Origin of the sequence: Risungbinella massiliensis, from assembly GCF_000942395.1 — a bacterium.
Taxonomy (GTDB): Bacteria; Bacillota; Bacilli; order Thermoactinomycetales; family Thermoactinomycetaceae; genus Risungbinella; species Risungbinella massiliensis.
This window is the reverse complement of sequence record NZ_LN812103.1, coordinates 927,587-951,421: the sequence shown is the minus strand read 5'-3', so window position 1 is coordinate 951,421 and position 23,835 is coordinate 927,587. Positions and strand designations below refer to the sequence as shown.

Annotated in this window: 26 protein-coding genes; 6 read left to right on the top strand and 20 right to left on the bottom strand. The window is 41.1% G+C overall.

Annotated elements, in window-relative coordinates:
* Positions 1 to 178: 178 nt before the first annotated feature.
* A complete protein-coding gene (locus VJ09_RS15920; protein ID WP_044642602.1) occupies positions 179 to 1,099 on the top strand; it encodes a terpene synthase family protein in 921 nt (306 codons plus the stop codon).
* Positions 1,100 to 1,182: 83 nt separating this feature from the next.
* On the opposite strand, the gene VJ09_RS15915 is transcribed toward VJ09_RS15920, so the two are convergent.
* From VJ09_RS15915 to VJ09_RS15900, 4 genes are all read right to left on the bottom strand, one after another.
* Positions 1,183 to 1,581, bottom strand: coding sequence for an EthD domain-containing protein (locus VJ09_RS15915; RefSeq protein WP_044642601.1), 399 nt, complete (start codon positions 1,579 to 1,581; stop codon positions 1,183 to 1,185).
* Positions 1,582 to 1,778: 197 nt separating this feature from the next.
* On the bottom strand, positions 1,779 to 2,759 hold the full coding sequence (gene ftsY, locus VJ09_RS15910) for a signal recognition particle-docking protein FtsY (RefSeq protein ID WP_044642600.1): 981 nt from the start codon (positions 2,757 to 2,759) through the stop codon (positions 1,779 to 1,781).
* The gene (gene smc, locus VJ09_RS15905) at positions 2,756 to 6,358 is read right to left on the bottom strand and encodes a chromosome segregation protein SMC (RefSeq protein ID WP_044642599.1); all 3,603 of its coding nucleotides are present in this window, start codon (positions 6,356 to 6,358) and stop codon (positions 2,756 to 2,758) included. The genes ftsY and smc overlap by 4 nt, the downstream gene beginning before the upstream one ends.
* Before the next feature lie 235 nt (positions 6,359 to 6,593).
* A complete protein-coding gene (locus VJ09_RS15900; protein WP_044642598.1) occupies positions 6,594 to 6,953 on the bottom strand; it encodes a hypothetical protein in 360 nt (119 codons plus the stop codon).
* 192 nt (positions 6,954 to 7,145) lie between these two features.
* Here VJ09_RS15900 and VJ09_RS15895 point away from each other — a divergent pair, with 192 nt between their 5' ends.
* Positions 7,146 to 7,742 carry a trimeric intracellular cation channel family protein gene (locus tag VJ09_RS15895; protein ID WP_044642597.1) on the top strand — a complete coding sequence of 199 codons (597 nt, stop codon included), beginning with the start codon at positions 7,146 to 7,148 and terminating at the stop codon, positions 7,740 to 7,742.
* A 57-nt stretch (positions 7,743 to 7,799) separates the two neighbouring features.
* On the opposite strand, the gene VJ09_RS15890 is transcribed toward VJ09_RS15895, so the two are convergent.
* The 11 genes from VJ09_RS15890 to fapR form a co-directional block, all read right to left on the bottom strand.
* Positions 7,800 to 8,057: a hypothetical protein gene (locus VJ09_RS15890; protein ID WP_044642596.1), complete on the bottom strand. Its 258-nt coding sequence runs from the start codon at positions 8,055 to 8,057 to the stop codon at positions 7,800 to 7,802.
* A gap of 294 nt (positions 8,058 to 8,351) precedes the next feature.
* On the bottom strand, positions 8,352 to 8,912 hold the full coding sequence (locus VJ09_RS15885; protein ID WP_044642965.1) for an AAA family ATPase: 561 nt from the start codon (positions 8,910 to 8,912) through the stop codon (positions 8,352 to 8,354).
* Between the two features lie 173 nt (positions 8,913 to 9,085).
* Positions 9,086 to 9,253, bottom strand: coding sequence for a hypothetical protein (locus tag VJ09_RS18740; protein ID WP_187118725.1), 168 nt, complete (start codon positions 9,251 to 9,253; stop codon positions 9,086 to 9,088).
* 213 nt (positions 9,254 to 9,466) lie between these two features.
* Positions 9,467 to 10,162 carry a ribonuclease III gene (rnc, locus tag VJ09_RS15880; protein WP_044642595.1) on the bottom strand — a complete coding sequence of 232 codons (696 nt, stop codon included), beginning with the start codon at positions 10,160 to 10,162 and terminating at the stop codon, positions 9,467 to 9,469.
* Between the two features lie 15 nt (positions 10,163 to 10,177).
* Positions 10,178 to 11,419 (bottom strand): beta-ketoacyl-ACP synthase II, encoded by a 1,242-nt coding sequence (gene fabF / locus VJ09_RS15875; RefSeq protein ID WP_044642594.1) that lies wholly within the window; start codon positions 11,417 to 11,419, stop codon positions 10,178 to 10,180.
* Between the two features lie 103 nt (positions 11,420 to 11,522).
* Positions 11,523 to 11,762, bottom strand: coding sequence for an acyl carrier protein (locus tag VJ09_RS15870; RefSeq protein WP_044642593.1), 240 nt, complete (start codon positions 11,760 to 11,762; stop codon positions 11,523 to 11,525).
* 46 nt (positions 11,763 to 11,808) lie between these two features.
* Positions 11,809 to 12,549, bottom strand: a complete 741-nt coding sequence (fabG, locus tag VJ09_RS15865; RefSeq protein WP_044642592.1) for a 3-oxoacyl-[acyl-carrier-protein] reductase — start codon at positions 12,547 to 12,549, stop codon at positions 11,809 to 11,811.
* A 279-nt stretch (positions 12,550 to 12,828) separates the two neighbouring features.
* A complete protein-coding gene (gene fabD, locus VJ09_RS15855) occupies positions 12,829 to 13,779 on the bottom strand; it encodes an ACP S-malonyltransferase (protein ID WP_044642590.1) in 951 nt (316 codons plus the stop codon).
* 16 nt (positions 13,780 to 13,795) lie between these two features.
* The gene (locus tag VJ09_RS15850; protein WP_044642589.1) at positions 13,796 to 14,800 is read right to left on the bottom strand and encodes a beta-ketoacyl-ACP synthase III; all 1,005 of its coding nucleotides are present in this window, start codon (positions 14,798 to 14,800) and stop codon (positions 13,796 to 13,798) included.
* Between the two features lie 9 nt (positions 14,801 to 14,809).
* Positions 14,810 to 15,787 carry a phosphate acyltransferase PlsX gene (gene plsX / locus VJ09_RS15845; RefSeq protein WP_044642588.1) on the bottom strand — a complete coding sequence of 326 codons (978 nt, stop codon included), beginning with the start codon at positions 15,785 to 15,787 and terminating at the stop codon, positions 14,810 to 14,812.
* 13 nt (positions 15,788 to 15,800) lie between these two features.
* A complete protein-coding gene (gene fapR / locus VJ09_RS15840) occupies positions 15,801 to 16,355 on the bottom strand; it encodes a transcription factor FapR (protein ID WP_044642587.1) in 555 nt (184 codons plus the stop codon).
* Positions 16,356 to 16,651: 296 nt separating this feature from the next.
* Between fapR and VJ09_RS15835 the strand changes: the two genes are divergently transcribed.
* Both VJ09_RS15835 and VJ09_RS15830 read left to right on the top strand, forming a co-directional pair.
* Entirely contained in the window at positions 16,652 to 17,371 is a 720-nt protein-coding gene (locus tag VJ09_RS15835) for an ABC transporter permease subunit (protein ID WP_230199182.1), read from the top strand.
* A complete protein-coding gene (locus VJ09_RS15830) occupies positions 17,368 to 18,291 on the top strand; it encodes an ABC transporter permease subunit (protein ID WP_044642585.1) in 924 nt (307 codons plus the stop codon). Before VJ09_RS15835 ends, VJ09_RS15830 begins: the two co-directional genes overlap by 4 nt.
* An 83-nt stretch (positions 18,292 to 18,374) precedes the next feature.
* On the opposite strand, the gene VJ09_RS15825 is transcribed toward VJ09_RS15830, so the two are convergent.
* The gene (locus VJ09_RS15825; protein ID WP_044642584.1) at positions 18,375 to 18,683 is read right to left on the bottom strand and encodes a magnetosome magnetite crystal formation protein family; all 309 of its coding nucleotides are present in this window, start codon (positions 18,681 to 18,683) and stop codon (positions 18,375 to 18,377) included.
* Between the two features lie 323 nt (positions 18,684 to 19,006).
* Between VJ09_RS15825 and VJ09_RS15820 the strand changes: the two genes are divergently transcribed.
* Positions 19,007 to 19,723: a hypothetical protein gene (locus tag VJ09_RS15820; protein ID WP_044642583.1), complete on the top strand. Its 717-nt coding sequence runs from the start codon at positions 19,007 to 19,009 to the stop codon at positions 19,721 to 19,723.
* A 76-nt stretch (positions 19,724 to 19,799) separates the two neighbouring features.
* Here VJ09_RS15820 and rpmF read toward each other — a convergent pair whose 3' ends face one another.
* The 4 genes from rpmF to VJ09_RS15800 form a co-directional block, all read right to left on the bottom strand.
* Entirely contained in the window at positions 19,800 to 19,982 is a 183-nt protein-coding gene (rpmF, locus tag VJ09_RS15815; protein ID WP_044642582.1) for a 50S ribosomal protein L32, read from the bottom strand.
* A gap of 96 nt (positions 19,983 to 20,078) precedes the next feature.
* A complete protein-coding gene (locus VJ09_RS15810; RefSeq protein WP_052807450.1) occupies positions 20,079 to 20,591 on the bottom strand; it encodes a YceD family protein in 513 nt (170 codons plus the stop codon).
* A 65-nt stretch (positions 20,592 to 20,656) separates the two neighbouring features.
* Positions 20,657 to 21,712 (bottom strand): SepM family pheromone-processing serine protease, encoded by a 1,056-nt coding sequence (locus VJ09_RS15805; RefSeq protein WP_044642581.1) that lies wholly within the window; start codon positions 21,710 to 21,712, stop codon positions 20,657 to 20,659.
* Positions 21,709 to 22,509 (bottom strand): patatin-like phospholipase family protein, encoded by an 801-nt coding sequence (locus tag VJ09_RS15800; protein ID WP_044642580.1) that lies wholly within the window; start codon positions 22,507 to 22,509, stop codon positions 21,709 to 21,711. Before VJ09_RS15800 ends, VJ09_RS15805 begins: the two co-directional genes overlap by 4 nt.
* 78 nt (positions 22,510 to 22,587) lie before the next feature.
* Here VJ09_RS15800 and ylbJ point away from each other — a divergent pair, with 78 nt between their 5' ends.
* Positions 22,588 to 23,814: a sporulation integral membrane protein YlbJ gene (gene ylbJ / locus VJ09_RS15795; RefSeq protein ID WP_052807449.1), complete on the top strand. Its 1,227-nt coding sequence runs from the start codon at positions 22,588 to 22,590 to the stop codon at positions 23,812 to 23,814.
* Positions 23,815 to 23,835: the final 21 nt, after the last annotated feature.

The following is a 23,835-nucleotide window of genomic DNA, read 5'->3' as shown; positions in this document are numbered from 1 at the left end:
TAGTTTATTGTAAAAATACAATGAATTTTAGTTAGTAAAGAAGGGAAATTCCAATGACTAGTCAAATTAGTAGATTCCCTATATTTTATATTTTTTGAATTTAATTTATTTAGTTGAGGTGATTTATATTACTAAATTAGAAAGTATCCCTGTATCGGAAGTTATAGAAAGACTAGTCATGCCATTTCCTAAACAAGTTAGTCCTTTCGCTCTTCAAGCTGAAAATCATACGCATCAATGGGTCGACTCCTTTTCTTTCTTCCAAAATGATTTTGAAAGAGATGCATTCCTTGCAAGTAAATTTAGCTGGTTATCTGCTTATACCTATCCATTTGCAGACTATAACGAACAGTTAATTGTATCTGATTGGAATACTTGGTTATTTCTATTAGATGATATTAATGATCAAGCAGATCTTGGGAAAGACCATCAAAAGCTACAGAAGCGGCTTTATGATTTAATAGAGTTATTAAATCATAATCATGTTCCCAAACATAAAGGTGTGGATCCCATTGCTGAAAGCCTATGTGATCTTTGGACACGAATTCGTAAACAACATCCCAACTCTAAATTTCAACAACGCTTTATTCAAAGTGTAAAAGAATATTTTGATGGATGTATTTGGGAAGCCAGAAATAGATATCTTAGCATTGCACCAAAAACGGACGATTATATTCAAAATCGTTATTTTTCAGGAGCTATGTATACCTCCCTCAATCTAGGAGATCTAACAGAAAAAATAGATATTCCTTCAGAAGTAATAAACCATCCTACTTTAATAAACATGACAAAACTATGTATCTCTACTGTTAGTTGGGCCAACGACCTTTTTTCTTTTGCTAGAGAACATAATCTCCAAGATGTGCATAACTTAGTACTAACCATAAAAAAACAAAAACAGCTTTCTATAGAAGTAGCAGTAGATGAGGTAATTCGTATTCACAATGAAGAAATTGCACATTTTTGTGAGTTAGAACAATCCGTTCCAAGCTTCGGCGAAGATTATGATAAGCAAATATATCGTTATATTCGTTTACTAAAAACGTGGATGAGAGGACATATTGATTGGGTGCAGTGTAAAACACTTCGATATGAGTAACGATCTCCATTTTATAATTTCTCTACAAAAGCGATAATTAAGCTAATAAAGAAGTAGCCGCTTTTTACCAAGCGACTACTTCTTTATTTTTCTAAACGGCTTAGTTTATATTCTTCTAATACGCGTTCATTTTGGAGTTCTGCCAATTCCCCTTTATTGCTAACTTTACTGTTTCCTATCATTACGGTAACTGTATCCCCTGCGATCGAAAGTAGTTGTTCACTTACTTGAAGGGTATATTGGTCAGCTAAAGTTTCCTCTAATGCTTCTGGACTATTAAAATATAGACAAACCTCCATAAAATAAGGGGTTTCTACTTCATCGCCTGCTAAAGCGGCTAATGGATTGACTGTTAATTCTGTGACCTCAAAGCTTTGTACTCCCTTAAACTTTTTAGCTCCTGGGATATAGCTACTATATAATACCTCTCTGATCTCGTTCTCTCTCTCGTTTCGTCGAAATAAAATTGTAAATTTAACCATATGTATTCTCCTCTTTTTAACTTTCAACTTAAGTTAACAGAATGTTAATGGAGATTAGTTTTATATAATACTCTAAATGTTTGTTCTTCAATAGGGTAAGTCATATTATATATAAATGGTGAATGTTTGTCATCTTCTAATCTTTTTATAAAAAAACCTTGCCAATAATAGACAAGGTTTTTTGTTGATTATGTTTCTTATTGAGTTACTTCTACTCCCTGAAAGAGCGCACTAATAAACTGATCTGTATCAAAGTCTTGTAGATCATCTGCTTTTTCCCCAAGTCCAACCAATTTAACTGGAAGCTCTAGTTCGTGATGGATGGCAATCGCAATCCCACCTTTAGCGGTTCCATCTAGTTTCGTGAGGACAATCCCGGTTACATCCGCTGCTTCTCGAAATTGTTTCGCTTGCACCATGGCATTTTGCCCAGTTGTGGCATCCAATACTAGGAGAACCTCATGTGGACCATTTGGAACTTCTCTTTTTACGACGCGAAAGACTTTTTTAAGTTCTTCCATCAGATTCACTTTGTTCTGCAAGCGACCTGCTGTATCACAGAGAAGAATATCTGCATTACGTGAACGAGCTGCTTGGATTCCGTCAAAGATCACCGCTGCTGGATCTGATCCAGCTTGGTGTTTGATCACATCTACTCCTACCCGATTGCCCCATACTTCGAGTTGTTCAATCGCTCCAGCACGAAATGTGTCTCCAGCGGCAAGGACTACTTTTTTCCCTTGTTGTTTGAAGCGGTGAGCCAACTTGCCAATCGTGGTAGTCTTTCCTACTCCGTTCACACCCACGAATAGGATAACAGTCATTTCCTCTTCTCGGAGTTGAATACCCCCTTTTTTCTCACCTGTCTCCATCAACTCTCCTACCAATTCGACCATGAGTGGTTGAAGATCGGTTGGTTCCTTGATTTTACGGACCTTTACTTCTTCACGAAGACGATCCATCAGGTCCATCGTTGTCCGAACCCCTACGTCAGCACTGATCAATAACTCTTCTAGTTCTTCATATAAATCTTCATCGATTTTGCTATAACCAGTAAATAATTGATTCATCGCACCTACAAACGAGGAGCTAGTCTTGCTTAGTCCAGTAAGAAACTTCTGTGTTACCGACTCGGTTGTTTGTGATACACGTTCTTTTAATCGTTGAAAGAAGCTCATGAGGTTCCTCCTGCTACAGTATCTAATTTCTTTTCTTGTCCATCATACTCTTCCAACCGAACAGATACCAACTTGGAGACTCCAGATTCTTGCATGGTAATTCCATACAAAACATCAACCGCTTCCATAGTATGTTTACGGTGAGTGATGACAATAAATTGTGTCTTGCTCGCAAATTGTCTCATATAGCGTGTAAAACGAGTTAGGTTTGCCTCATCGAGGGCAGCATCTACTTCATCTAGAAAACAGAATGGAACAGGTTTAATACGTAAAATAGCAAATAGAAGGGCAATCGCAGCAAGAGACCGTTCTCCACCGGATAATAAGGAAAGTTGCTGAAGCTTTTTACCTGGAGGTTGTGCGACAATATCAATGCCTGTATCCAAGAGATGATCTGGATCACTCAATTGCAAGTCGGCTCGACCACCACCAAACATCTTGACGAAGACATCTTGGAAGTGCTCTCGAATCTGATCAAATGCTTCTCTGAATCTAGCACTCATCTCTTCTTCAATCTGGTCAATGATCTGATAGAGAGATTGCTTGGCCTCGAGCAAGTCTTTTTCTTGTGCCTCCAAAAAGCCCAACCGTTCTAACAATCGATGATACTCTTCAATTGCACCTAAATTGACTTCACCTAGTCCAGAAATTCGTTGTTTTAACGAACGAACTTGCCGTTCTGCCTGGGTCTCGTTTTCCGATGCACCGTATTCTTCCTTGGCTCTCTCAAAGGTCATTCGATATTCCTCAGATAGTTTTTCCAATAAATGATTCAATTCTACATCAAGACGGTTAACCCGAACTTCGAGTTGATGGAGCTCATCCTGTTTTTTACGTAGTGCAGTTTGCTCATATCGTACCTGGCGCTCTAGATCTTCTCGACTTTGATGTGCTTGATCTCTCCCGCGCTTCACTTCTGTCAAGCGATGTTGCACCTCAGATTTCTGATCTCGCAACTGTAATACTGAAGCCTCTAACTCTTTTTTCTCTTCTTCACTTAATTCTTTGTTCTTCTCTAATATCTCTTTTTCTTCATGTAATGCTTTTTCTTGTTGGATCAATCGAACTTCTTCTTGATTTAGACGCTCGCTATTTTCCATTAGGTTCTGTAGTGCTTGTTTTCGTTCAGCCAATTGAACACGACTTTCGGTCAGTTCCTCTTGTACTTCTTGGCGGAGACCAGCCTGCTCTAATGCTTTTTCCTCTAGCGCCATTGCCTCTTCTTCAAGAATAGCTCGCCTTTTTTCGACCTCACTACGTTTAGTAGCTAATTCCCCTAACCGTTCGTCTGCTTGTTCTTCTTTTTCTAGGAGTTGCTGAAGTTGAGAGGACAGCGAGGTACTAGCAGTCTGATTTCGATCTCCCTCAAAGCGAATCTGCCGCTCTTCCCCAATAAGTTCTTGAAGATTTTGCTGATTCTCTACTTGATCTTGGCGGAGTTGATCTCGCTCTTTACGTAAGTTCTCTAATTCATCTGCTAACTTGTTCGCTTGATCTTGCATCCGAGTGATAATAGCACGCTTCTCGTTCCATTCTTGCTGCAGTTGCTCTATCTGACGGCCTCGACTTAAAAGATTACTACTTTTATTTTGTCTGCTTCCACCAGTCATCGATCCACCCGGATTAACGATATCTCCCTCTAGTGTAACTACTCGATACCGATATCCAATCTTTCTCGCAATCTGGTTCGCAACTGCTAAATTGGTTGCAACGATAATATTACCTAGGAGATGATGGACTAGTTTGGCAAATCGAGGCTCACTTTGGACAAATTGTCCTGCTACACCTAAAAAACCATCCATCCCTTGTAGACGTTCCAAATCATGAGCAGGCAGGTTGCGTGGAGTAATCACATCGAGTGGCAAAAAGGTAGCTCGTCCCAACCGACGTTCCTTGAGAAATGCGATAGCAGACCGCCCTGTTGCCTCTTCTGCTACTACCACATGTTGAAGCGTCCCACCAAGTGCTGTCTCTACCGCTACTTCATAATCGGCATCAACTCGGATTAACTCAGCTACTGCACCTAAGATTCCAGACAGGGAGGCAATCCCTCGGTCACGAGCTTGTAGCACTTCTTTAACCCCATGAAAAAATCCACTATGATCTGCTTCCATCTCTTTTAAGACATCTAACTGAGAACGAAGACGGTTTGCTTTGCTTTCTTGATCTCGGATCCTCCCTTGTAACTCTTTTTCTTGTTGAAACAATTCTTGAATCTTGGTCTCTATGATTTGCAGGCGCTTTGCAATGGTCTGTTTTTGTTCCTGTAACTCCTTTATCTCTTCTTGCAATTCAGTCAACCGATCTTGGGACATTCTCCAATCGGATGAACGCTCTTTTTGTTCATGTTCTAGCTGGAAGCGACGTTCCATCGCCTCTTCTGCTTGTTGAGTAAGATATTGCTCTTCGTGTTGCAATGAGATCAATTGATCATGGTAATTTTGAAGCTCTTTTTTCACTGCAACTAACTCGATTTCGATCTCATTTGGCATCGCAAGATGTTTTTCTTGGAGTTGTTGCAGACGCTCCTCTGCTTCTTGAACTAAATAACCTTGCTCTTCTATTTTTTGTCTGGTTTGTTCTTTTTGACCTTGAATTCGTGTCTGTTCCGTATGTAGGTAAACAATTCGCTCTTGGAGTTGTGCGAGTGACTGCTCTCGGTTTTTAGACCGTTCGATCCAAACGTCTCGCTGTCCCTCCAGCTTTTCCAACTCTTCACTCACTCGTAGAAGTTCGCCTTGAACTTGCTCCCAAGCCCCTTCTGATTCACTTAAAGAATGCTTGATCTCTTCTAGCTTTACTTCTTGTTTACTCAATTCCGCTGCCATAACTACCTGCTCTTCATTGGTAGTTTTGACTTTTTCGCTAGCTTGTTGCCAAGCAGTATGAACAGACTCGATTTTATGTACATATAAAGAAATCTCGACTTGCTTTAATTCATCCTTTAACTGACGATATGATTCCGCTTTTTCTGCCTGTTCCTCCAAAGGAGCTTTCTGTGTCTGTAGCTCGTGGACGAGATCGTGAATCCTCGCCAGATTTCCCTCTGTTACTTCTAACTTCTTTTCTGCCTCTTTTTTGCGTGCCTTATATTTCACAATTCCTGCGGCTTCCTCAAAGATTGCTCTACGATCCTCTGATTTGGAGCTGAGAATTTCTTCGATTTTCCCTTGACCGATCATAGAATAGGCTTCTTTTCCGATTCCTGTATCCATGAATAGCTCATTAATATCTTTTAGACGACAAGGTCGTTTATTTAAAAGATACTCACTCTCCCCCGATCGGTATACACGTCGGGTAACCGTTACTTCGGTAAAATCGACTGGTAACTTACGATCTCCGTTATCGAACGTCATGGAGACTTCACAGAACCCGACCGGCTTACGAGAGTCACTCCCAGCAAAGATCACATCTTCCATCTTGGCTCCACGTAGAGACTTGGCGCTCTGCTCTCCTAGTACCCAGCGAATCCCATCGGTTACATTACTCTTCCCGCTTCCGTTCGGACCTACTACTGCAGTAATCCCCGGAACAAACTCTAATTCCGTCCGATCAGCAAAAGATTTGAAACCTGCCATCTCCAACCGTTTTAGATACATCCTGCTCCTCCTTTCTATCGTGCATTAACTGATTTATTTTAGCATAGACTGACAGTTTTTTTCTTTGATTTGGTTCAACAAAAAAAGCTTGTCGACCTGTTCAAATAACAGACTTCGTCGGCAAGCGAAAAGGAGAAGAGCTTTCTCTCCTTTTCTTTTTGTATTTATTAAGCCAGTCAGTCAACTGGACATTTTTCCATTTTCGCCTATGATCCAGAAATCCATTTCTTTAATATTATTCCACTTCCAATTCAAACCAATTTTTAGTTGAATAGACAATTGTGCCTAACACTCCTATTAAACCTATCACTATGATGATAGGACTAATCATTTTCCCAAATAACACCAATACCAACGATATTATGTAGAATAATAAGGCCATATTATTTATCTTAATTTCCACTGTATTGCCACGTTCTACTTGTTTTGCTTTGCTTCCAAAAAACCATTGTTTTGCTTTTACTGTTGCTTTTTCTGCTTGAATAATATATTCTTCATTATTTTTCAATTTCTTAACAACTTGATTATCTACTTTTAACGCTATATTAGAAGCCCCACCCATTATTCCTGTTGCTCTTTTTACTTTGATACTCATTCTAACTCCCCTTTTTGAAAATGCATAATAAAAAACACTTCAATTCTCTCACAGTTTTTATCGTAAACAAATACACTAGACTCCCTAAATACAATTTGAATAGTTCGTTTATGTTTATTTAGGAAAATACTCTAGGAAAATCTGTCATTCTGTTTTAGAATAAATCTGTTTGTCAGAAAGGAGGAGAGCACTTTGTGGGAAATATTTACATTTCTTGGAACAATCGCATTTGCGGTTAGTGGAGCGCTAGTCGCTTTTGAGGAAAAATACGATTTAATTGGAGTCTATGTGCTAGGCTTTGTCACAGCATTTGGTGGGGGAGTAATCCGAAACCTCTTAATTGGTGTTCCTGTTAGCCAACTATGGCAACAAGAAACATTAATTCTAGTTGCACTTATTTCGATCACTATCCTATTTTTTATCCCAAAACAAAAAATCCGTCTTTTGCATAAGAGCATTCTTTTTTCAGATGCAGTGGGTCTTGCCGCTTTTTCTATTCAAGGAGCCATCGTTGCTGCTCAAACGCTTAACTCCATTTTTGCCATTATGTTCGCTGCCCTGATCACTGGAGCAGGGGGCGGAATGATCCGCGATGTATTAGCTGGTAGAAAACCACTCATTTTCCATCAGGAGATTTACGCCACTTGGTGCCTCCTCGGTGGAATTGCGGTTTATTTTGGCGGAGTTGCTTCTCAATTGTTGCTCTGGATTGCATTCGGATTGATTATTGTGTTACGAATGATTTCGCTGGAACGACAATGGCAATTGCCTGTGATCACCAAAAGCTAAATGGATAAAAATAAAACGACTCTCAGCCTATTCATTAGTCTGAGAGTCTCTTTGTAACTAGTTGTTTTTCTTGATCTCTTTCAAATTTATTTCTGCTAATTCTGCTAAATGTTTGATTTGTCTGCATTCTTCAGCAAGTAATCGAATGACTTGGTCCTGAGAATTATTCGGATTACCGAATTTGCCTAATAATTCTTGGAGCTCTTTTGCATATAATGCGATTTGTTGGAACTTTCCATTAACCACTGGAAACTCCTCTCTCACATATTTTGCAAAGCGAGCATCCTCAAATTGTTTTTGGCTGAATTGTGTCATTATAATCCCTTTCTAGGACGTGGGGAGCAACTATTGCTACAAATTTACTAGTTACAAGAAGGTAACTAGTAGCCACGTCCCTTCCAAAAGGAAATCTACCCTTCCTTCTCGAAGGGACGTGACTAACTAGTACACTATGATTATAAAGAAAATCGCAAGGAAAAGGTTAAGATTATAGTCAAAATTGTTACATTTTCTAAACAAAAAAATACCAAACCTGCATCTCGATTAGGGTTCGGTTATTGTACCTATTCTTATATGGAAAATTAACGATCGATCCATAGCTATTTATCACTACAAATTAAACTTATTTTTAATTAGCATCGCAACATCCTGGGCACTTAAATTTGTATTATTAATGCGAAGGTAGTTGGATCTTTTTATTTCACTTGCATATGAATTTAATCGATGTTTTTTCATTGTATTTGTCAAATTATCTTCGGATTGTCTTATATTTCTTTTGGTTGGTTTGTGTTCTAGTCTATGAGGACTTTTATTTCGTTCCAGTCTTTCCTCCAAATCTGCCTCTAATTCTACAAAATAAACCTCTCCCTCCTTCGTCTCGAATATATTACAGATCTTATGAACAAAATCCCAATCATCTTGCTCGTCAAATGCCCATACGTAAGTAAAAATTAGTCCATATAAGTCACTTTTGGATACTTCTTCGAACATCTCAAAACGAAATAAATTAACCAGTCTCGAAAAAGATTTTGTGCCGAAATCAAAATATTTGATCACTAAATCGATAGTCATATGATTGTGAAATAATTTTAGCTTCGTAATTTTCTCCAGTTCTTGTCCAACAGTCATTTTGCCAACTGCTTGTGGACCAAATAATAAAATAAATTTCAGATTTCTCCATCCCCTTTCGGTCTCCATAAGCTAATTTTATGAGAATAAACTGTAAATAGAAATATTTTACCAAGAAAACAAAATAGGAAGCCTATCTCTTTATTTACTTACCAAACGAAGAGATAGGCTTTTTAGATTCAACTTCTTATATTTTTACCAATAAAAAGGAAAGCTCATTTATTCTTTCCTTCAGAAGGGTCTACTTCATCAAAAGATAAAGTGACAACTTCTGTATAATCACCACGTGAAACTTCTTCTTCGGAAGCGTCTTTTTTAGATTCATCCCCATCAAAAGTAGGGGCAATGGTAGGTTCATTGGTGTTTGTTTGTCTTTTTTTCATGGATTACCCAACTCCTTTTTCTTAGGATGTCCTATTATCCGAACTAATAATAGGAGATTCCGCCAGCTAGAATGAAAATGAAACCACTAGATTCAAGTATGTCGAGCTCCAAGAAATTCAAACTGAACCAAATCCTCGTGCACCTTTTTATGTGGAAGTTCAACATACAAAAAAGCATGCATAGGCTCTAACAGCTTATGCATGCTTTTTTCGTTATGCTTTTCGTTTTTCCCAAACTTCCAAAGCTTGAGCGGCAGCTTGTTGCTCTGCTTCCTTTTTTGAACGTCCTGAACCTTGTCCGAGACAATCGTTCTCCAAGTATACTTCTGCAACAAAGTGCCGATCATGCGCAGGTCCCTGCATATCGACAATCCGATACTCTAACGGACCTAATTTTTCTTGCTGCACCAACTCTTGTAGATAACTTTTAGCATCGGTAGTACGTGAGAGCCATTTCTCATCTACTTTTGGAAAAACCACGTGCTGTAAGAAAGCACGAACTTTTTCGAGTCCTTGATCTAAGAACAATGCCCCGATAAAGGCTTCAAAAACATCCGCTAAAAGAGAAGGACGTACTCGACCACCGGTGAGCTCTTCTCCTTTTCCCAAACGCACGTAATCTCCAAAATGAAGGTCTTTGGCAAAAGCAGCTAAAGAAGGCTCACATACGATTCGAGCTCGATTTCGGGTGAGGTCTCCCTCGGTCATCTCAGGGAACCGTTCAAAAAGATGCTCGGAGACTGCTAGTTCCAAGACGGCGTCTCCGAGAAATTCTAACCGTTCATTATCTGGAATCGAACCAGTATTACGTCGCTCATGTGCAAAGGAAGTATGGGTAAATGCTTGTTGGAACAGCTTTCTATTTTGAAAGCGTAGATCGAGTGACTGTTCCAATGGGGTCAAATCCATAATGTCACCGCCTATTTAATCGTTGTATGCGCGGAAGACGATTGTAGCATTATGCCCACCAAAGCCAAGTGAATTAGATAAAGCCGTCTGGATAGAAGCTTTACGTGCTTCATTTGGAACATAATCCAAATCACATTCTGGATCGGGCTCTTCATAGTTTATGGTTGGAGGAATCACTTGCTCTTTAAGTGCTAATACGCAAGCGATCGCTTCTACTCCACCAGCTGCACCTAGTAAATGACCTGTCATCGATTTAGTTGAACTTACTGCAAGTTTGTATGCATGATCACCAAACAAAGACTTAATAGCTGCTGTTTCGTTCTTATCATTTAGTTCGGTAGAAGTCCCATGAGCATTAATGTAATCGATCTCTTCAGGAGCAAGACCTGCATCATTCAGAGCTCGTTTCATTGCACGAGCAGCTCCTTCTCCTTCTGGCGCAGGACTAGTTAGATGGAAAGCATCTGAAGTCATCCCGTAACCAACCAACTCTGCGTAGATCGTAGCCCCACGTTGTTGAGCGTGTTCCAACGACTCCAAAACTAAAACTCCAGCTCCCTCACCCATGACAAATCCATCGCGATTCTTGTCAAATGGGCGGCTTGCTCTAGTAGGCTCATCATTACGAGTAGACAGAGCATGCATGGAACAAAAACCAGCGAGACCTAATGGAGTAATGGAAGCTTCGGTTCCTCCTGCGATCATCACTTCTGCTTCGCCTCGTTGAATGATCTTAAATGCGTCTCCCAGACTGTGAGTACCTGTCGCACATGCCGAGATCGCCGAACTGTTTGGTCCTTTTGCACCCGTATGTATCGAAACTTGACCGGAAGCCATATTCGCTATCATCATCGGAATCATGAAAGGACTTACTCGCTTCGGACCACGATCGAGTAGAACCTTGTGTTGTGCTTCCATAATAGAGAGCCCACCGATTCCCGAGCCGATATAGACACCGACACTCTCAGGGTCTACTTGATCCATTTGAATCTCCGCATGAGCGAGAGCTTTTTTCGCAGCCACAACCGCAAATTGGGTAAAGCGATCCATTTTGCGCGCTTCTTTTCGATCGATAAATTGATGTGGATCAAAATCTTTCACTTCCCCTGCAATTCTCGCAGGATACTCAGAGACATCAAAGTGTGTGATAGGTCCAATACCTGATTTCCCTTCCAGAAGACTATTCCAAAACGTATCTACTTCATTTCCTACAGGAGAAACAACTCCCAGACCCGTCACGACTACACGCCTCTTCATGAAATCCACCGCCTTTCACCGGTTCACTGTCAGTCTAAGCTGATTCTAATTAAAGATAACTCCCAAAGGAGGAGATATCCCCTCCTTTGGGATCGTACATTCATTATGCCTGTTTGCTAGTAATAAAGTTTACGATGTCGCCCACCGTATTGATTTTTTCTGCTTGATCTTCTTCAATAGTGATACCGAACTCATCTTCCAATTGCATGATGAGATCCACCACGTCCAAAGAATCCGCACCCAAATCTTCTTTGATACCAGCTTCCATCGTCACTTCTTCTGCCTCAACGTTCAGTTGTTCCACGACGATCTTTTTTACACGCTCTAACGTTTCCGTTGCCATTCCTTTCACCTCCTCTCAATGAATAGTTGTCTAGCCGACAACCATTTTACATTACCATACCACCATCAACTTGAATAGTTTGTCCCGTAATATAACCAGCTGCCTCACTAGCCAAGAAGCGCACTGTTTCGGCAATATTTTCTGCTGTACCATATTTACCTAGCGGAATACCTTTTAAAATCTCTTCTTGTACATCAGTTGGCAGTTTGTCTGTCATATCTGTTGCAATAAAACCTGGAGCAACCGCATTCACCGTAATATTACGACTAGCTAGCTCTTTTGCACAAGTCTTGGTAAAGCCGATCACACCAGCTTTCGCAGCCACATAGTTGGCTTGACCTGCATTCCCGGCGATTCCGACAACGGAACTGATATTGATAATGCGTCCTTTACGTTGCTTGACCATTGGTCGTGTCACTGCTTTGGTGCAAAGGAATACACCTTTGAGGTTGGTATTCATTACAGCATCCCAGTCTTCTTCCTTCATCCGCATTAGCAGATTGTCTTTGGTAATACCAGCGTTATTGACCAAAATATCAATTTGTCCGAATGAGTCTAGTACCTCTTTGAACGCACTGGTTACTTGCTCACCATTTGACACGTCTACTTGAAGAGCAAGTCCACGTTTACCTGCCCCTTGAATGAGTGAGATCGTTTCTTCCGCTGCTACTTGATTCCCTGCGTAGAAAATCACGACATCAGCACCCGCTTGTGCTAAGTTTACTGCAATTGCACGTCCGATTCCACGTGAACCGCCCGTTACCACTGCTACTTGTCCAGTTAGCATACTTTCTCTCCTCCCCATTTGTCCTCTTTTTGCAAAAGCATGGTTTTTGCCCTTTATTTGGTTGTGCCTTGCAAGTAAGTAACTCAGGACGCTACGTCTAGATGTCCCAGGAGGGGGCAGATCCACTACAAGGGCACAAGAAACTCCCTCCTATCGTCACTCAAACACTTGTCCCCTTTATTCTTTACACATCTAGACTCCGCTTGGTATCGGCACAAAGACATTCTGGGCTGCAACCAGCTCTCACTAATATGGAATTGTTTTTGCTCAAGTCGAATTCTATATTTGCTCTTCTTTAAGAAACTCTCGAACTTGTTCGATGCCAGCCAAATCTTGTACGTTGAGAACTTTTGCTTTGCGATCTACTTTTCGGATCAAGCCGGCTAAGACATTGCCCGCTCCAATCTCGACAAAGGTAGTTACCCCTTGATCTAGGAGATAACGGACTGTATCTTCCCATAGCACTGGAGAGGATACTTGATCTACCAGCAACTCTCGTATCCGACTCGCTTCGGTCACAGATTGAGCTGTCACATTGGCTACTACTGGTATTTTAGCATCTTGGATCGTAACTTCTTCCAGAGATTTTGCCAGTTGTTCTTGGGCTGGTTTCATCAGACTGGAGTGAAATGGACCACTTACTACAAGAGGAACTACACGTCGAGCGCCTGCTTCTGCGGCAGCAACTCCTGCTCGTTCTACTGCTTCTTTGTGTCCAGAGATAACAATTTGCCCAGGACAGTTGTAGTTTGCAGGTTCTACCACTGAATCCGGTTGACTTGCTTGTTGACAAACCTCATCTAGCTTGTCCCGATCCAATTGTAAAACAGCGGACATACTTCCAACACCTGCTGGTACTGCTTGCTCCATATAGGTTCCGCGTTTATGTACAATTTGGACAGCATCAGAAAAGGAGATTGCATCTGCTGTCACCAAAGCGGAATACTCTCCAAGGCTATGGCCTGCTACAAAATCCGGTTTGATGTCCACTTCTTCTTGAAGAGCACGCAAAAGTGCTACGCTCGTAGTAAGAATCGCAGGTTGTGTATTAGCTGTTAATCGAAGCTCTTCTTCTGGACCTGCAAAACAAAGCTCGGACAGCGCATAGCCCAAGGCTTGATCTGCTTGTTCAAATACTTGTTTGGCAGATGTTTTTTCTTCGGCAATTGCTTTTCCCATCCCTACTTGCTGAGAACCTTGCCCTGGAAAAAGAAACGCTATTTTCCCCATCTTTTTAGTCCACTCCTTACTTAGCTTCCTCTTGAGACCATTTCAAAACTGTCGCACCCCAAGTTAGTCCTCCACCAAATCCACACAAGACGACATGATCGCCTTTTTGGATACGATTCTCTTGAACTGCTTCATGTAATGCTACTGGTACTGAAGCAGAGGACATATTACCGTATTTGTCTAAGTTGATTGCTACTTTATCTTTGGTTAGACCAAACCGCTTCATCGCTGATTCAATGATTCGGATATTAGCTTGGTGCGGAACCATTAAATCCATCTCTTCTTTTTCTAAACCTGCTTTGGCAAGAGCACCTTCTGTTGCATTATTCATCACACGAACCGCAAACTTAAAGACTTCACGACCACTCATGGACAGACTATGTAATTTTTCTTCTACCGTTGCGGCTGTGGCTGGACAACGGGAACCACCTGCTTCAATTTTGAGCAGTTCACCACCAGAACCATCCCCACCTAACTCATAAGACAAAAATCCATAACCTTCCTCTACCGGTCCAAGTACTGCTGCTCCTGCTCCATCTCCAAATAGAATACAAGTGTTACGATCTTCCCAGTCAACAATCCGCGAGAGACATTCTACTCCAATTACCAATGCATATCGATAAACGCCCGTGGCGATAAACTGGGATGCCGCCGAAACTCCATAGATAAAGCCAGTACATGCAGCAGATAAATCAAATGTTGCTGCTTTGGAAGCACCTAGCTGATCTTGTACGAGACAGGCAGTTGCCGGAAATGACATGTCTGGAGTTACTGTAGCTACGATAATTAAATCGATTTGATCTGCAGTGAGATTTGCATTTTTCAGTGCCATCTCTGCTGCTTTAATAGACAGATCAGATGAAGCCTCATGATCTGCTGCAATACGGCGTTCTCGAATTCCTGTGCGACTCACGATCCACTCGTCATTCGTATCTACCATCTTTTCCAAATCCGCATTGGTCAAGACTTTTTCTGGTAGATAGACACCTGTGCCTAATATTCCTACTGATCTCACCTTTATATCCTCCTTCTAATTCCCCAACTCGCTCGCAATACTATCCAAAACTTGTAGTTCTACAAATTGACGCGCTTGACGAATAGCATGGAAAAAGGCTGTAGCATCAGAAGAACCATGTGCTTTAAATATAGGTCCAGCCAGTCCGAGCAGAGGTGCTCCACCATGATGTTTATAATCCATCTCCTGCTTAAAACTACGAAGTCCAGGTGCTAAGATCGCTGCTGATATCTTCGTGATCCAACTTTTGGTGAATTCTTGTTTCAACCGATCAAATAGAGCTTTAGCTACACCTTCTGTGTTTTTCAAAAGAACATTGCCAGTAAAACCATCCGTCACCAATACATCGCATACACCGTAGAGAATATCCCGTGCCTCTACATTACCAACAAAGTGAATGCTCTGTTCTACACTAAGTAAATCAAATGCTTCTTTGGTCAAATTGGTACCTTTACTGTCCTCTGTCCCAATGTTCAAGAGTCCTACTCTTGCATTCGTTCTTCCTAACACTTTTTGTGCGTAAAAACTCCCCATCACCGCATACTGGCGAAGATGCTCCGCTTTCGCTTCTGGATTGGCACCTACATCCAATATCAACGTTCCTTTGCCATCCAGACTAGGAAAAAATGCTGCTAACGCAGGACGATCGACGCCTTTCATCCGACCAGTATAGAAAAGTCCAGCTGCCATCAAAGCACCGGTATTCCCAGCACTGATAAAGGCGTCTACTTCTCCTTTTTTTACTAAACCAGCGCCGACCACCATAGAGGAATCTTTTTTTCGGCGAACGGCTTTGACAGGTTCATCTTCCGCTGTAATCGTTTCGGTCACTTGTCGAACCTCTACATTCGGAAGATCTTTAGGAATAAGTGCCTCATCTTGAGTAAGTAGAACCCAAGTTGTATCTGTCCATTCCTTCGCCGCCAAGGCTACTCCTTCCAAGACCGCGTGGGGCGCATGATCTCCCCCATGAATATCCAAAGCGATCCGCATTCCGTTTTCCTCCTTATGCATTGGCACGGTGTACATCAAACTTTCCTTGAAAGACAATCTCATCTTTCACACGAGTCTTTACTTCTACTTGTAATCGATTTCCATCTTTATGTATCACTTCCGCACGAGCGATGCAACGTTCGCCTAATCGAACAGGACGCACAAATCGGACTTCTGCTCCTCCTGTCAGAGCTACTTTGGCATCAGCAAGCGCTACAGCTAAGGAATTGGCTTGTGCGAATAGATGATGTCCTCGCGCGATTCGAGTACGCGAGAAGACATGCTCCATCCGAATCTCCAACAATGAAGTCGCTACTTCATCCAGTCTTAGCTCAATCATTTCTCCGATTACTTCATCCAGAGTCAGAGAACGTACGGAATCATATCTCTCTTCTGCTATATTTTTCATCCGTTCTCGCAGTTCCGGAATACCCAGTTCCATGCGATCCAAGCGAATCGTCTGAATGCTGACCTCTAACCGTTTTGCCATCTCTTCGTCATTAATAAATGGATCTTGTTCCAAAAATTGAACAAGTTGTTGTTGACGTTCTTTTTTGGTAAGGCGCATAGAGGAGCCACCCCTTTTGTGACCATGTTTTAGAACCAAGTACTAAATCAGTATAGTAAAAAATATGTTCCTTGGCAACTCTCTCAATCTTGAAATAGTATAATAAAATTTGGAACTTACATACCTAGATGGGAGTGTTTTGTATCTATCGCTGGATCTCTAGAGCTTTTCTTCTCTTATCTGTACTATTGCTACTCCCTCTGATCCCAAGATTTATTTATGCTTTTTTCCCTGATCCTAACCTTTCCAATCTAGTTATGGCCATTCAATCTAGCGGAAAGACCATATATTTGTATGTGACCCAGCTCTGGACAGGAGAATCTTTTCTCATCAAGGTTGGTGAATTTTTCCCTCCTACTTCGTTTTTCACCGAGATCGAACAGGCTTTTTGGGTTTCTCTTATCTACATTGTGATAGCTGGTTTTATCGCATTATTAGTTGGGATGATCTTGGGATTTCTCACCTATCGAAAGCTGTCAAGCGGAATCTGGCTGGAGTGGTTTTCTACCATTCCTGATTTTATCTTAATTATCTTGTTACAAGCTTTGGTCATCTGGATCTTTAAAAACACCAATATTTTGCTAGCTACTGTAATCAATATTAATGATGATCCTGCCTATCTATTACCTATTGTGACCCTAAGTTATGTTCCACTAATCTTTATCACACGGAATGTCCGGATCTATGTACAAACAGAGATGAGCAAAGATTATGTCTTGTTCGCCAAAGCAAAAGGACTAACTCGTATGCGAATCTATACTCATCAGGTTCTACCCAATATCTCGGCTCGTGTCCAAGCAGATCTTTTTACTATCTCGTCCATTCTCGTGGGAAGTCTCTTTATTATTGAAATTCTCTTTAATATATATGGAGCCACTTCGTTCCTTATAAAATTTTCTTGGAACTATGCCGCAACAGTCAACGGCTTATTTGTATTAACCCTGATCTTTCTCCTTTTGTATGCACTTAATAGTCTGTTTCTTTACCTTCTGACCAGATTAGGGAGGCTACTATGAACAAATATCTCCGAATCGGAATCTCTTCCACAATTGGTTGGGTATTGTTAGCCATAATTGGTCCTTGGTATTTGCCGGAACCAGTGACTAGTGAAAATATCATCTTACAGATCGACGGACAAACAGATGTAGCTCCCATCGGACCAACGGAAGAGTATTGGTTTGGTCGGGACATTCGCGGGCGCAATCAGTTGACTTTAATGTTGTTAGGTTTAAAATTCACCTTGCTCACCGTCGCCATCATAGGGATCCTGCGCCAAGTACTAGGTTCTGCTCTTGGGATCATCGTCGGGATGTCGAAAAAGCCAAAGTCTCCTATCATTCAGACAGGATCTAGTACTTTTGGTTTTCTAGGTTTACTTCCCGCATTTCTCATTACTTATTGTTCATTACTAGGGTTTATTGGGGAAGAACGAGAGATAGCCCCCTATATCTGGACCATATTCTTCATTCAAGTATTGATACTCTCTTTATTTGGGATTGCCCCAATCGCTGCCCGAGCTCAGATCCAGACCTATCAGATCTGTTCTCAACCTTATGTAGAGGCCTCCAAAATGTTAGGAGCAAGCCGTTTTGGGGTATTCCGCCGCCATATTTCCCCTGCTATCCGGGACTCATTTTGGCTAAACTGCCTTTCGGAGATGCTACTCGTGCTCCAATTGGTGGGACAACTTTCCCTTTTCTATCTTTTTATCGGGGGAACTAAATATATACCGGAAGGTAATGAATTCCTATCGATCAGCTTTGAGTGGTTGGGACTCATTGGGCAAAATCGAGACTGGTTTATCATCAAGCCAGAAACGGTCATCGTACCAGTGGTCAGCTATCTCTTGTTATCTACTACCCTCTTTTTCCTTCAAAAAGGGTTGGAAGTTCGTTTAAAGGCAAAAGAACAACAGATGTATGGGTCTCTTAGATAGTCCAGAACAAAGCCGTCCTCTCTTATATGGACGAGAACGGCTTCTCTCTAATAGCAACCTACTAACAAAATGAATTTGGCTTATTATGCAAACCAAGCTCCCACAATTGGATAACGAAAAGGTCTCTCTTGCAAGGCACGTAGTATCCCTTTTATCGGGATAATCAAACCCATTAAACCAAATACAATAAGAAATGGGATTCCAATGAGGAGGAACGAGAAGAAGATCGAGATCGAAACGAGCAACCAGATGACAAAATGAAAGATGATCGCTTGCAAAGATAGGCTCTTTAGCTCGCTGTTAGGCGTCAAAAAATATACGACTAAGGGTACCAACACAGGGGCAAACCAGGTACTAGCATGAATGAGGATCTTTATAGCTTTTGGATTCATATTTACTCCTTTTTACGAAAGCCTAGTGGAATCATTCTAGTATCTTTTCCTAAAAAGGAATACGACACGCTATAATGGTATTTTTCCTAATATTCGAGCTCGTTGGTTAAACACAAGTTAAACACAAGTTAAACATAGGCGAGCCAATGATTTTGGAATAATTTCACATTATATTCAACATTCAATAAATAGCTTGTTGCATTAATCCAAGTTAAACGTAGGCGCGCCGCTGGTTTTCCCGCATATGATCTGCTCCGGCTCCCTATCGCTGATAGTCGCATCTCAAAAGGGGAAAACCTCTGGCTTAGGGCTAATTATGCAACATGCTCAATAAATATAAAGGTGTGATCATTATTTCTATTTTTCTCTATTTAGGATTTGCAGTATATCTGGCTTTCACAGTCTATGTACTTGTCTCTGTATTCAAAAAGATACAACTCAGGTCAAACATTTTGCTTCGTTATTGTATTGCATTATTTATTCCACTGTTAGCTATCATTTATCTTGAATTGGGGTATGAAACTGACTTTTTGATCGATATCATCCAAGGTCTACTCCTTTTGCTAACACTTCCTTATCTAATTGCACTACCTTTTCTGCTTTTCCGTCAATATAAATCTCATGGAAAAACTACGTTTATTGCCCCAATAGCTCTATCCATATTGCTCTATTTACTTACACCTGCCCCATATTTTCTAGCAAAATGGGAAGTTCATAGAACAGAAGAACTACGTAAAGAAGTGGTCACCATTTTAATGAAAAACAAAAAAGTAGCTGACTTGGTAATCCACACAAAAAATTCCCCTGAAAAATCTATAGAGCAAAGCTTTCGCGTTCATTTACCAGAAAAATACCGTCATCTAAGTTCTAGCGGTATGGTAGATGTGAGTCCCAATCAAATACGTTTTGAACAGCTAGGAGCTGGAATTTTTTTATTTGAATATTATATTTATCGTTATGATGGCAGTAGCCCAATGAATCATTATCACAAACTGCAAAAAACAGATGACCATTGGTTCTATGCAGAGATTCAGGATTAACAAATAACGAAAAACCACCACTTCTCTATCAAACTAGAGAAAGTGGTGGTTTTGTTATTTCAAATACATATCAAAACTACTCGTTCACAACGCCTTCTACTACTTCACCTTTGTAATGTCCACATTGTTTACATACACGGTGAGAAAGTTTTGGTTCTCCACACTGTGGGCAGTTCACCAAACCTGGTACACTCAGTTTAAAGTGAGTGCGGCGTTTGCGCTTACGTGTTTTGGAAGTACGACGAAAAGGTACTGCCATCATCTTCACCTCCTAGATCAACTTCCGTTAATCGAAATCCATCTCAACTTGAACGATTATACAACAAAATCTCGCAGATGGAAAGAAACCCTTCGCTTATTTCTGGTTCTTGCCACCAAATAGCGATTGTAATTTTTCAAAACGAGGATCTACCTGTTCCTGTTCACAAGTACAGTGCTGTTCATTTCGGTTATTTCCACAGACAGCACAGATGCCTTTGCAATCCTCTTCGCAAACTGGGGCAAACGGAATTGCGAGAACCAGATTCTCTCGTAGCATCTCCGTTAGGTCTAACTCCCCTTGTTCAATAGCATAATCATCGGATTCATCATCTATCGGTGCACTAGTGAACGTTTCCTCTAATTCTACTATAAATTTCTGCGGAAACCGTTTAAGACAACGGGAGCAGATCAACGTCATCTCACCTGATAGACGTCCTGTTACCTCTACACGATTGTCTGAAACCTTTTGAAGTTGAAGATCTACATGTATCGGACTAAGTCCGGCTAAATTTCGTACGGAACGAACTACTTCGTCAAATGAAATCTCGGATGTTACAGATAAAAGATGGTTTTGTTGTTGGTTTATCTGGTGCATGGTAATCTTCATGCTAAAAACACTCCTCGGTGTAAAAACAGATCCATTATACAGAACGAATGTTCTTTTGTCTAATGTTAGGACACAGCAGGATAATATGGTTTTTTCTTGAGATACTCGATTGCCTCTTGCACATTTGCTACTGGCACAATCTCCATCTTGGTACCAATTTTCTTGGCTGTCTCTTTCGCTATTTTTTCATTGTTATCATGTGGTTGTATGTCTTTTGGTGTGAAAAATATATGGGCACCTTGCCGATCTGCCGCCATTACTTTGTATTGAATTCCCCCAATTTGTCCTACATTTCCTTTATCATCTATGGTCCCAGTTCCTGATACCTGATATCCATTCGTCAAGTTTTCGGGGAGTAGCTGATCAATTGTCTCCAACGTAAACATCAAGCCGGCCGAAGGACCTCCAATATTCTCTGTCTGAATCTTCGCTTTTGGAGTGGTGGTTACACTTGTTTTCACAAAAGCGGTAAATCCAAAACCATGACGTTTTGGTTCGTTTGGTTTACCAGGTAATTCAATAACAGGAACTTCGACCGTAATAGATTTCCCTTTACGAACAAGGGTAACAGGAACTTTTTCTCCTACTTGCTTTCCTTGCAAGATTTTGGACAAACCCTCAACCGAAGTGACTGCTTGGTTATCCACTTTCTGAATTAGATCCCTAGGTTGAAGTCCTGTACGAACCCCTTCTAAAATTCGAAAAACTTCTAATCCTATCTTTTCAACGCGAATAGGCTGCTTCGTGTATTGAAAGGCAGAGATCAACGCGAAATGTTGGGATTCTTCCATGTTCTCCCTTTGCTCTCGCTCATATTCTTCATCTGTTTCACCAGGTGCAAGTAGCTGCTCATTAGGTATTAACTCTATTTGATCCGAAAAGCGGTCGATCAAATAATCGATTACACTTCCTTCTTGAAGGGAAATAGTAGTGAGATAAAATTTCCCATTTTCATCTTTTTGTGGGACTTCTACTTGTACATAAGGTTCTACATCCATCGCTGAACCAGGTTTCATCACATAGTAAGGGATTGGCACAAGGAAACCGATCCCGATCAAGATGAATAGAATAAATAAAATCGAAAAACTAATAATTCTACGCTTTGATAAGGCTTGGGTCATTCTTTTGTCTCTCCTCGCCAGTTGGTAATACATTCGTGTATTTGAGGAAGCATTTGCTCAGCCGCAATCTCCCCACGTTGAATACATTCATCGATTTGGGTGAAGGCACTTAGACTAATATCTGAGACCTCAGGATGGATCATCACATCTGCATAGAGTAACTTCTGATTGAGGATTTCTCTTTCCATAATTAAGAGAGTTTGAGAAATCACTTCAAAGATGTTGTGGATAGGGACATGCTTAGATCTAGATAAAACATCAACCGCAATTACCACATCTGCTCCCATCTTACGCACCGTTGAGATTGGGACTCGATCCACCACTCCACCATCTACCAACAATTTTCCATTCCACGAAACGGGTTCAAAGATACCTGGAATCGAGATACTGGCTCGAACTGCCAAATCGGTCGGTCCTTCTGTAAAAACTACTCGTTCTCCCGTATGTAAATCGGTAGCTACAACCGCTAGTGGAATGGCTAGTTCCTCTATTTTTTTCCGGTGTGTTAGAAGCAAAACCAGTTCTTGCGCCTTTTTCCCTACTAAAAACCCCATTTTGGGAATAGTGAAGTCCAACCAAGTGTTTCGCTTGAGATGAATAGCTAATTGTTCCATCATATCTAAGTCTATTCCATTTGCATATACCGCACCAATTAGGCTTCCCATACTGGTACCAGCTATATAATCAATTGGAATCCCTTCCTTTTTCAGAACTTTTAGGACTCCAATATGGGCATATCCTCTAGCAGCACCTGCTCCAAGTGCAATTCCAACTTTAGGCCTTTGTTCCACAGAGATCCCCCTTTTCTTCGGTCTATTTCTGGAGTTTCATACGTATGTATTACACCAGGAACTTGTCCTGAAGGAGAGAACCGGATGGAACGAATACTAGATCAAAGCAAATGGAAAACGATTCTTTTGGCTGGGGTAGGAATTTTTCTTGCCCTTGTCTTGGTGCTTTACCCCGAAGAGGGATTTCGATCTTCAGTAAGAGGACTGAAAATCTGGTGGGATGTAGTCTTTCCCTCTTTACTCCCCTTCTTTATCACGGCAGAACTACTCATGGGATTTGGAGTGGTTCATTTGATGGGTGTTCTCCTAGAGCCGCTGATGCGACCTTTATTTCGAGTTCCCGGAGCAGGGGCTTTTGTCGTCGCAGTAGCACTGATCTCAGGCAACCCCATGGGTTCTAAACTTTCTACTAGACTTCGTGAGCAGAAATTACTGACCCAAGCTGAGGGAGAGCGACTCGTTTGCTTTACGAGTACTTCTGGACCCCTCTTTATCTTTGGAGCAGTAGCAGTCGGATTTTTTGAAAATGCCAAGCTAGGCCTTGTATTGGCTACTATTCATTACATCAGTACTATTACCGTAGGATTGTGTATGAGATTTTATCGTAGCGACGATCCTCCCTCCCCACAGATTGGTTCACGTCGGGAAAATCTCTTCATTCGAGCTATGCGTGCGATGCACAGAGCACGGATCAAAGACGGAAGACCCATCGGACAGTTGTTGGGAGAAGCCGTTACCTCCGCTGTACAAACGCTACTGATGATAGGTGGTTTTATCATCATTTTTTCTGTATTTGTCCATCTTCTTACATATGTAGGCATCACTAAACTATTCTCTATCTTTTTAGCTTTTCTCTTTCAAACTTTTTCCATTCCTGCCACCTTGGCAGACCCATCCATAGCAGGAATTTTTGAAATGACACTCGGATCTCAAGTTGTAAGTGAACCAGATGTGCAGGCTAGTATTTTTGCCAAAATAGTCTTGGTCAGTGCCTTTCTAGCTTGGAATGGGTTCTCGATCCATGCTCAAGTTGCCAGTGTCTTGGCTAAATCAGATATTCGTTACAAACCTTACCTCTTTGCACGTATACTACATGTCTGCTTTGCCATCGCCTTTACTTTTTTACTCTGGCCAATACTAGATCATCTTGTAACCGAAAAGCCAACTTCCATTACAGTATTTTGGAATACGACAGGAGAAACCTCAACAGAGTGGAGAACATATCAATATCTCTGTTTGATTGTCTTCTTGTTGGGTATATTTTACCGCTTCTTCACATCAAAAGGATATCAGAAAACGACAACCCGCTGACATATATGTCTAGCGGGCTCT

Bases quoted from the DNA above. Each gene is read 5' to 3' on its own strand.
- fabD (WP_044642590.1), bottom strand. From the start codon at position 13,779: ATGGGGAAAATAGCGTTTCTTTTTCCAGGGCAAGGTTCTCAGCAAGTA.
- VJ09_RS15830 (WP_044642585.1), top strand. From the start codon at position 17,368: ATGAACAAATATCTCCGAATCGGAATCTCTTCCACAATTGGTTGGGTA.
- rnc (WP_044642595.1), bottom strand. From the start codon at position 10,162: ATGGATTTGACCCCATTGGAACAGTCACTCGATCTACGCTTTCAAAAT.
- ftsY (WP_044642600.1), bottom strand. From the start codon at position 2,759: ATGAGCTTCTTTCAACGATTAAAAGAACGTGTATCACAAACAACCGAG.
- VJ09_RS15870 (WP_044642593.1), bottom strand. From the start codon at position 11,762: ATGGCAACGGAAACGTTAGAGCGTGTAAAAAAGATCGTCGTGGAACAA.
- fabF (WP_044642594.1), bottom strand. From the start codon at position 11,419: ATGAAGAGGCGTGTAGTCGTGACGGGTCTGGGAGTTGTTTCTCCTGTA.
- rpmF (WP_044642582.1), bottom strand. From the start codon at position 19,982: ATGGCAGTACCTTTTCGTCGTACTTCCAAAACACGTAAGCGCAAACGC.
- VJ09_RS15810 (WP_052807450.1), bottom strand. From the start codon at position 20,591: ATGAAGATTACCATGCACCAGATAAACCAACAACAAAACCATCTTTTA.
- VJ09_RS15920 (WP_044642602.1), top strand. From the start codon at position 179: ATGCCATTTCCTAAACAAGTTAGTCCTTTCGCTCTTCAAGCTGAAAAT.
- VJ09_RS15805 (WP_044642581.1), bottom strand. From the start codon at position 21,712: ATGACCCAAGCCTTATCAAAGCGTAGAATTATTAGTTTTTCGATTTTA.
- VJ09_RS15915 (WP_044642601.1), bottom strand. From the start codon at position 1,581: ATGGTTAAATTTACAATTTTATTTCGACGAAACGAGAGAGAGAACGAG.
- ylbJ (WP_052807449.1), top strand. From the start codon at position 22,588: ATGGAACGAATACTAGATCAAAGCAAATGGAAAACGATTCTTTTGGCT.
- VJ09_RS15820 (WP_044642583.1), top strand. From the start codon at position 19,007: ATGCTCAATAAATATAAAGGTGTGATCATTATTTCTATTTTTCTCTAT.
- smc (WP_044642599.1), bottom strand. From the start codon at position 6,358: ATGTATCTAAAACGGTTGGAGATGGCAGGTTTCAAATCTTTTGCTGAT.
- VJ09_RS18740 (WP_187118725.1), bottom strand. From the start codon at position 9,253: ATGAAAAAAAGACAAACAAACACCAATGAACCTACCATTGCCCCTACT.
- VJ09_RS15890 (WP_044642596.1), bottom strand. From the start codon at position 8,057: ATGACACAATTCAGCCAAAAACAATTTGAGGATGCTCGCTTTGCAAAA.
- fabG (WP_044642592.1), bottom strand. From the start codon at position 12,549: ATGCTAACTGGACAAGTAGCAGTGGTAACGGGCGGTTCACGTGGAATC.
- fapR (WP_044642587.1), bottom strand. From the start codon at position 16,355: ATGCGCCTTACCAAAAAAGAACGTCAACAACAACTTGTTCAATTTTTG.
- plsX (WP_044642588.1), bottom strand. From the start codon at position 15,787: ATGCGGATCGCTTTGGATATTCATGGGGGAGATCATGCGCCCCACGCG.
- VJ09_RS15825 (WP_044642584.1), bottom strand. From the start codon at position 18,683: ATGAATCCAAAAGCTATAAAGATCCTCATTCATGCTAGTACCTGGTTT.
- VJ09_RS15900 (WP_044642598.1), bottom strand. From the start codon at position 6,953: ATGAGTATCAAAGTAAAAAGAGCAACAGGAATAATGGGTGGGGCTTCT.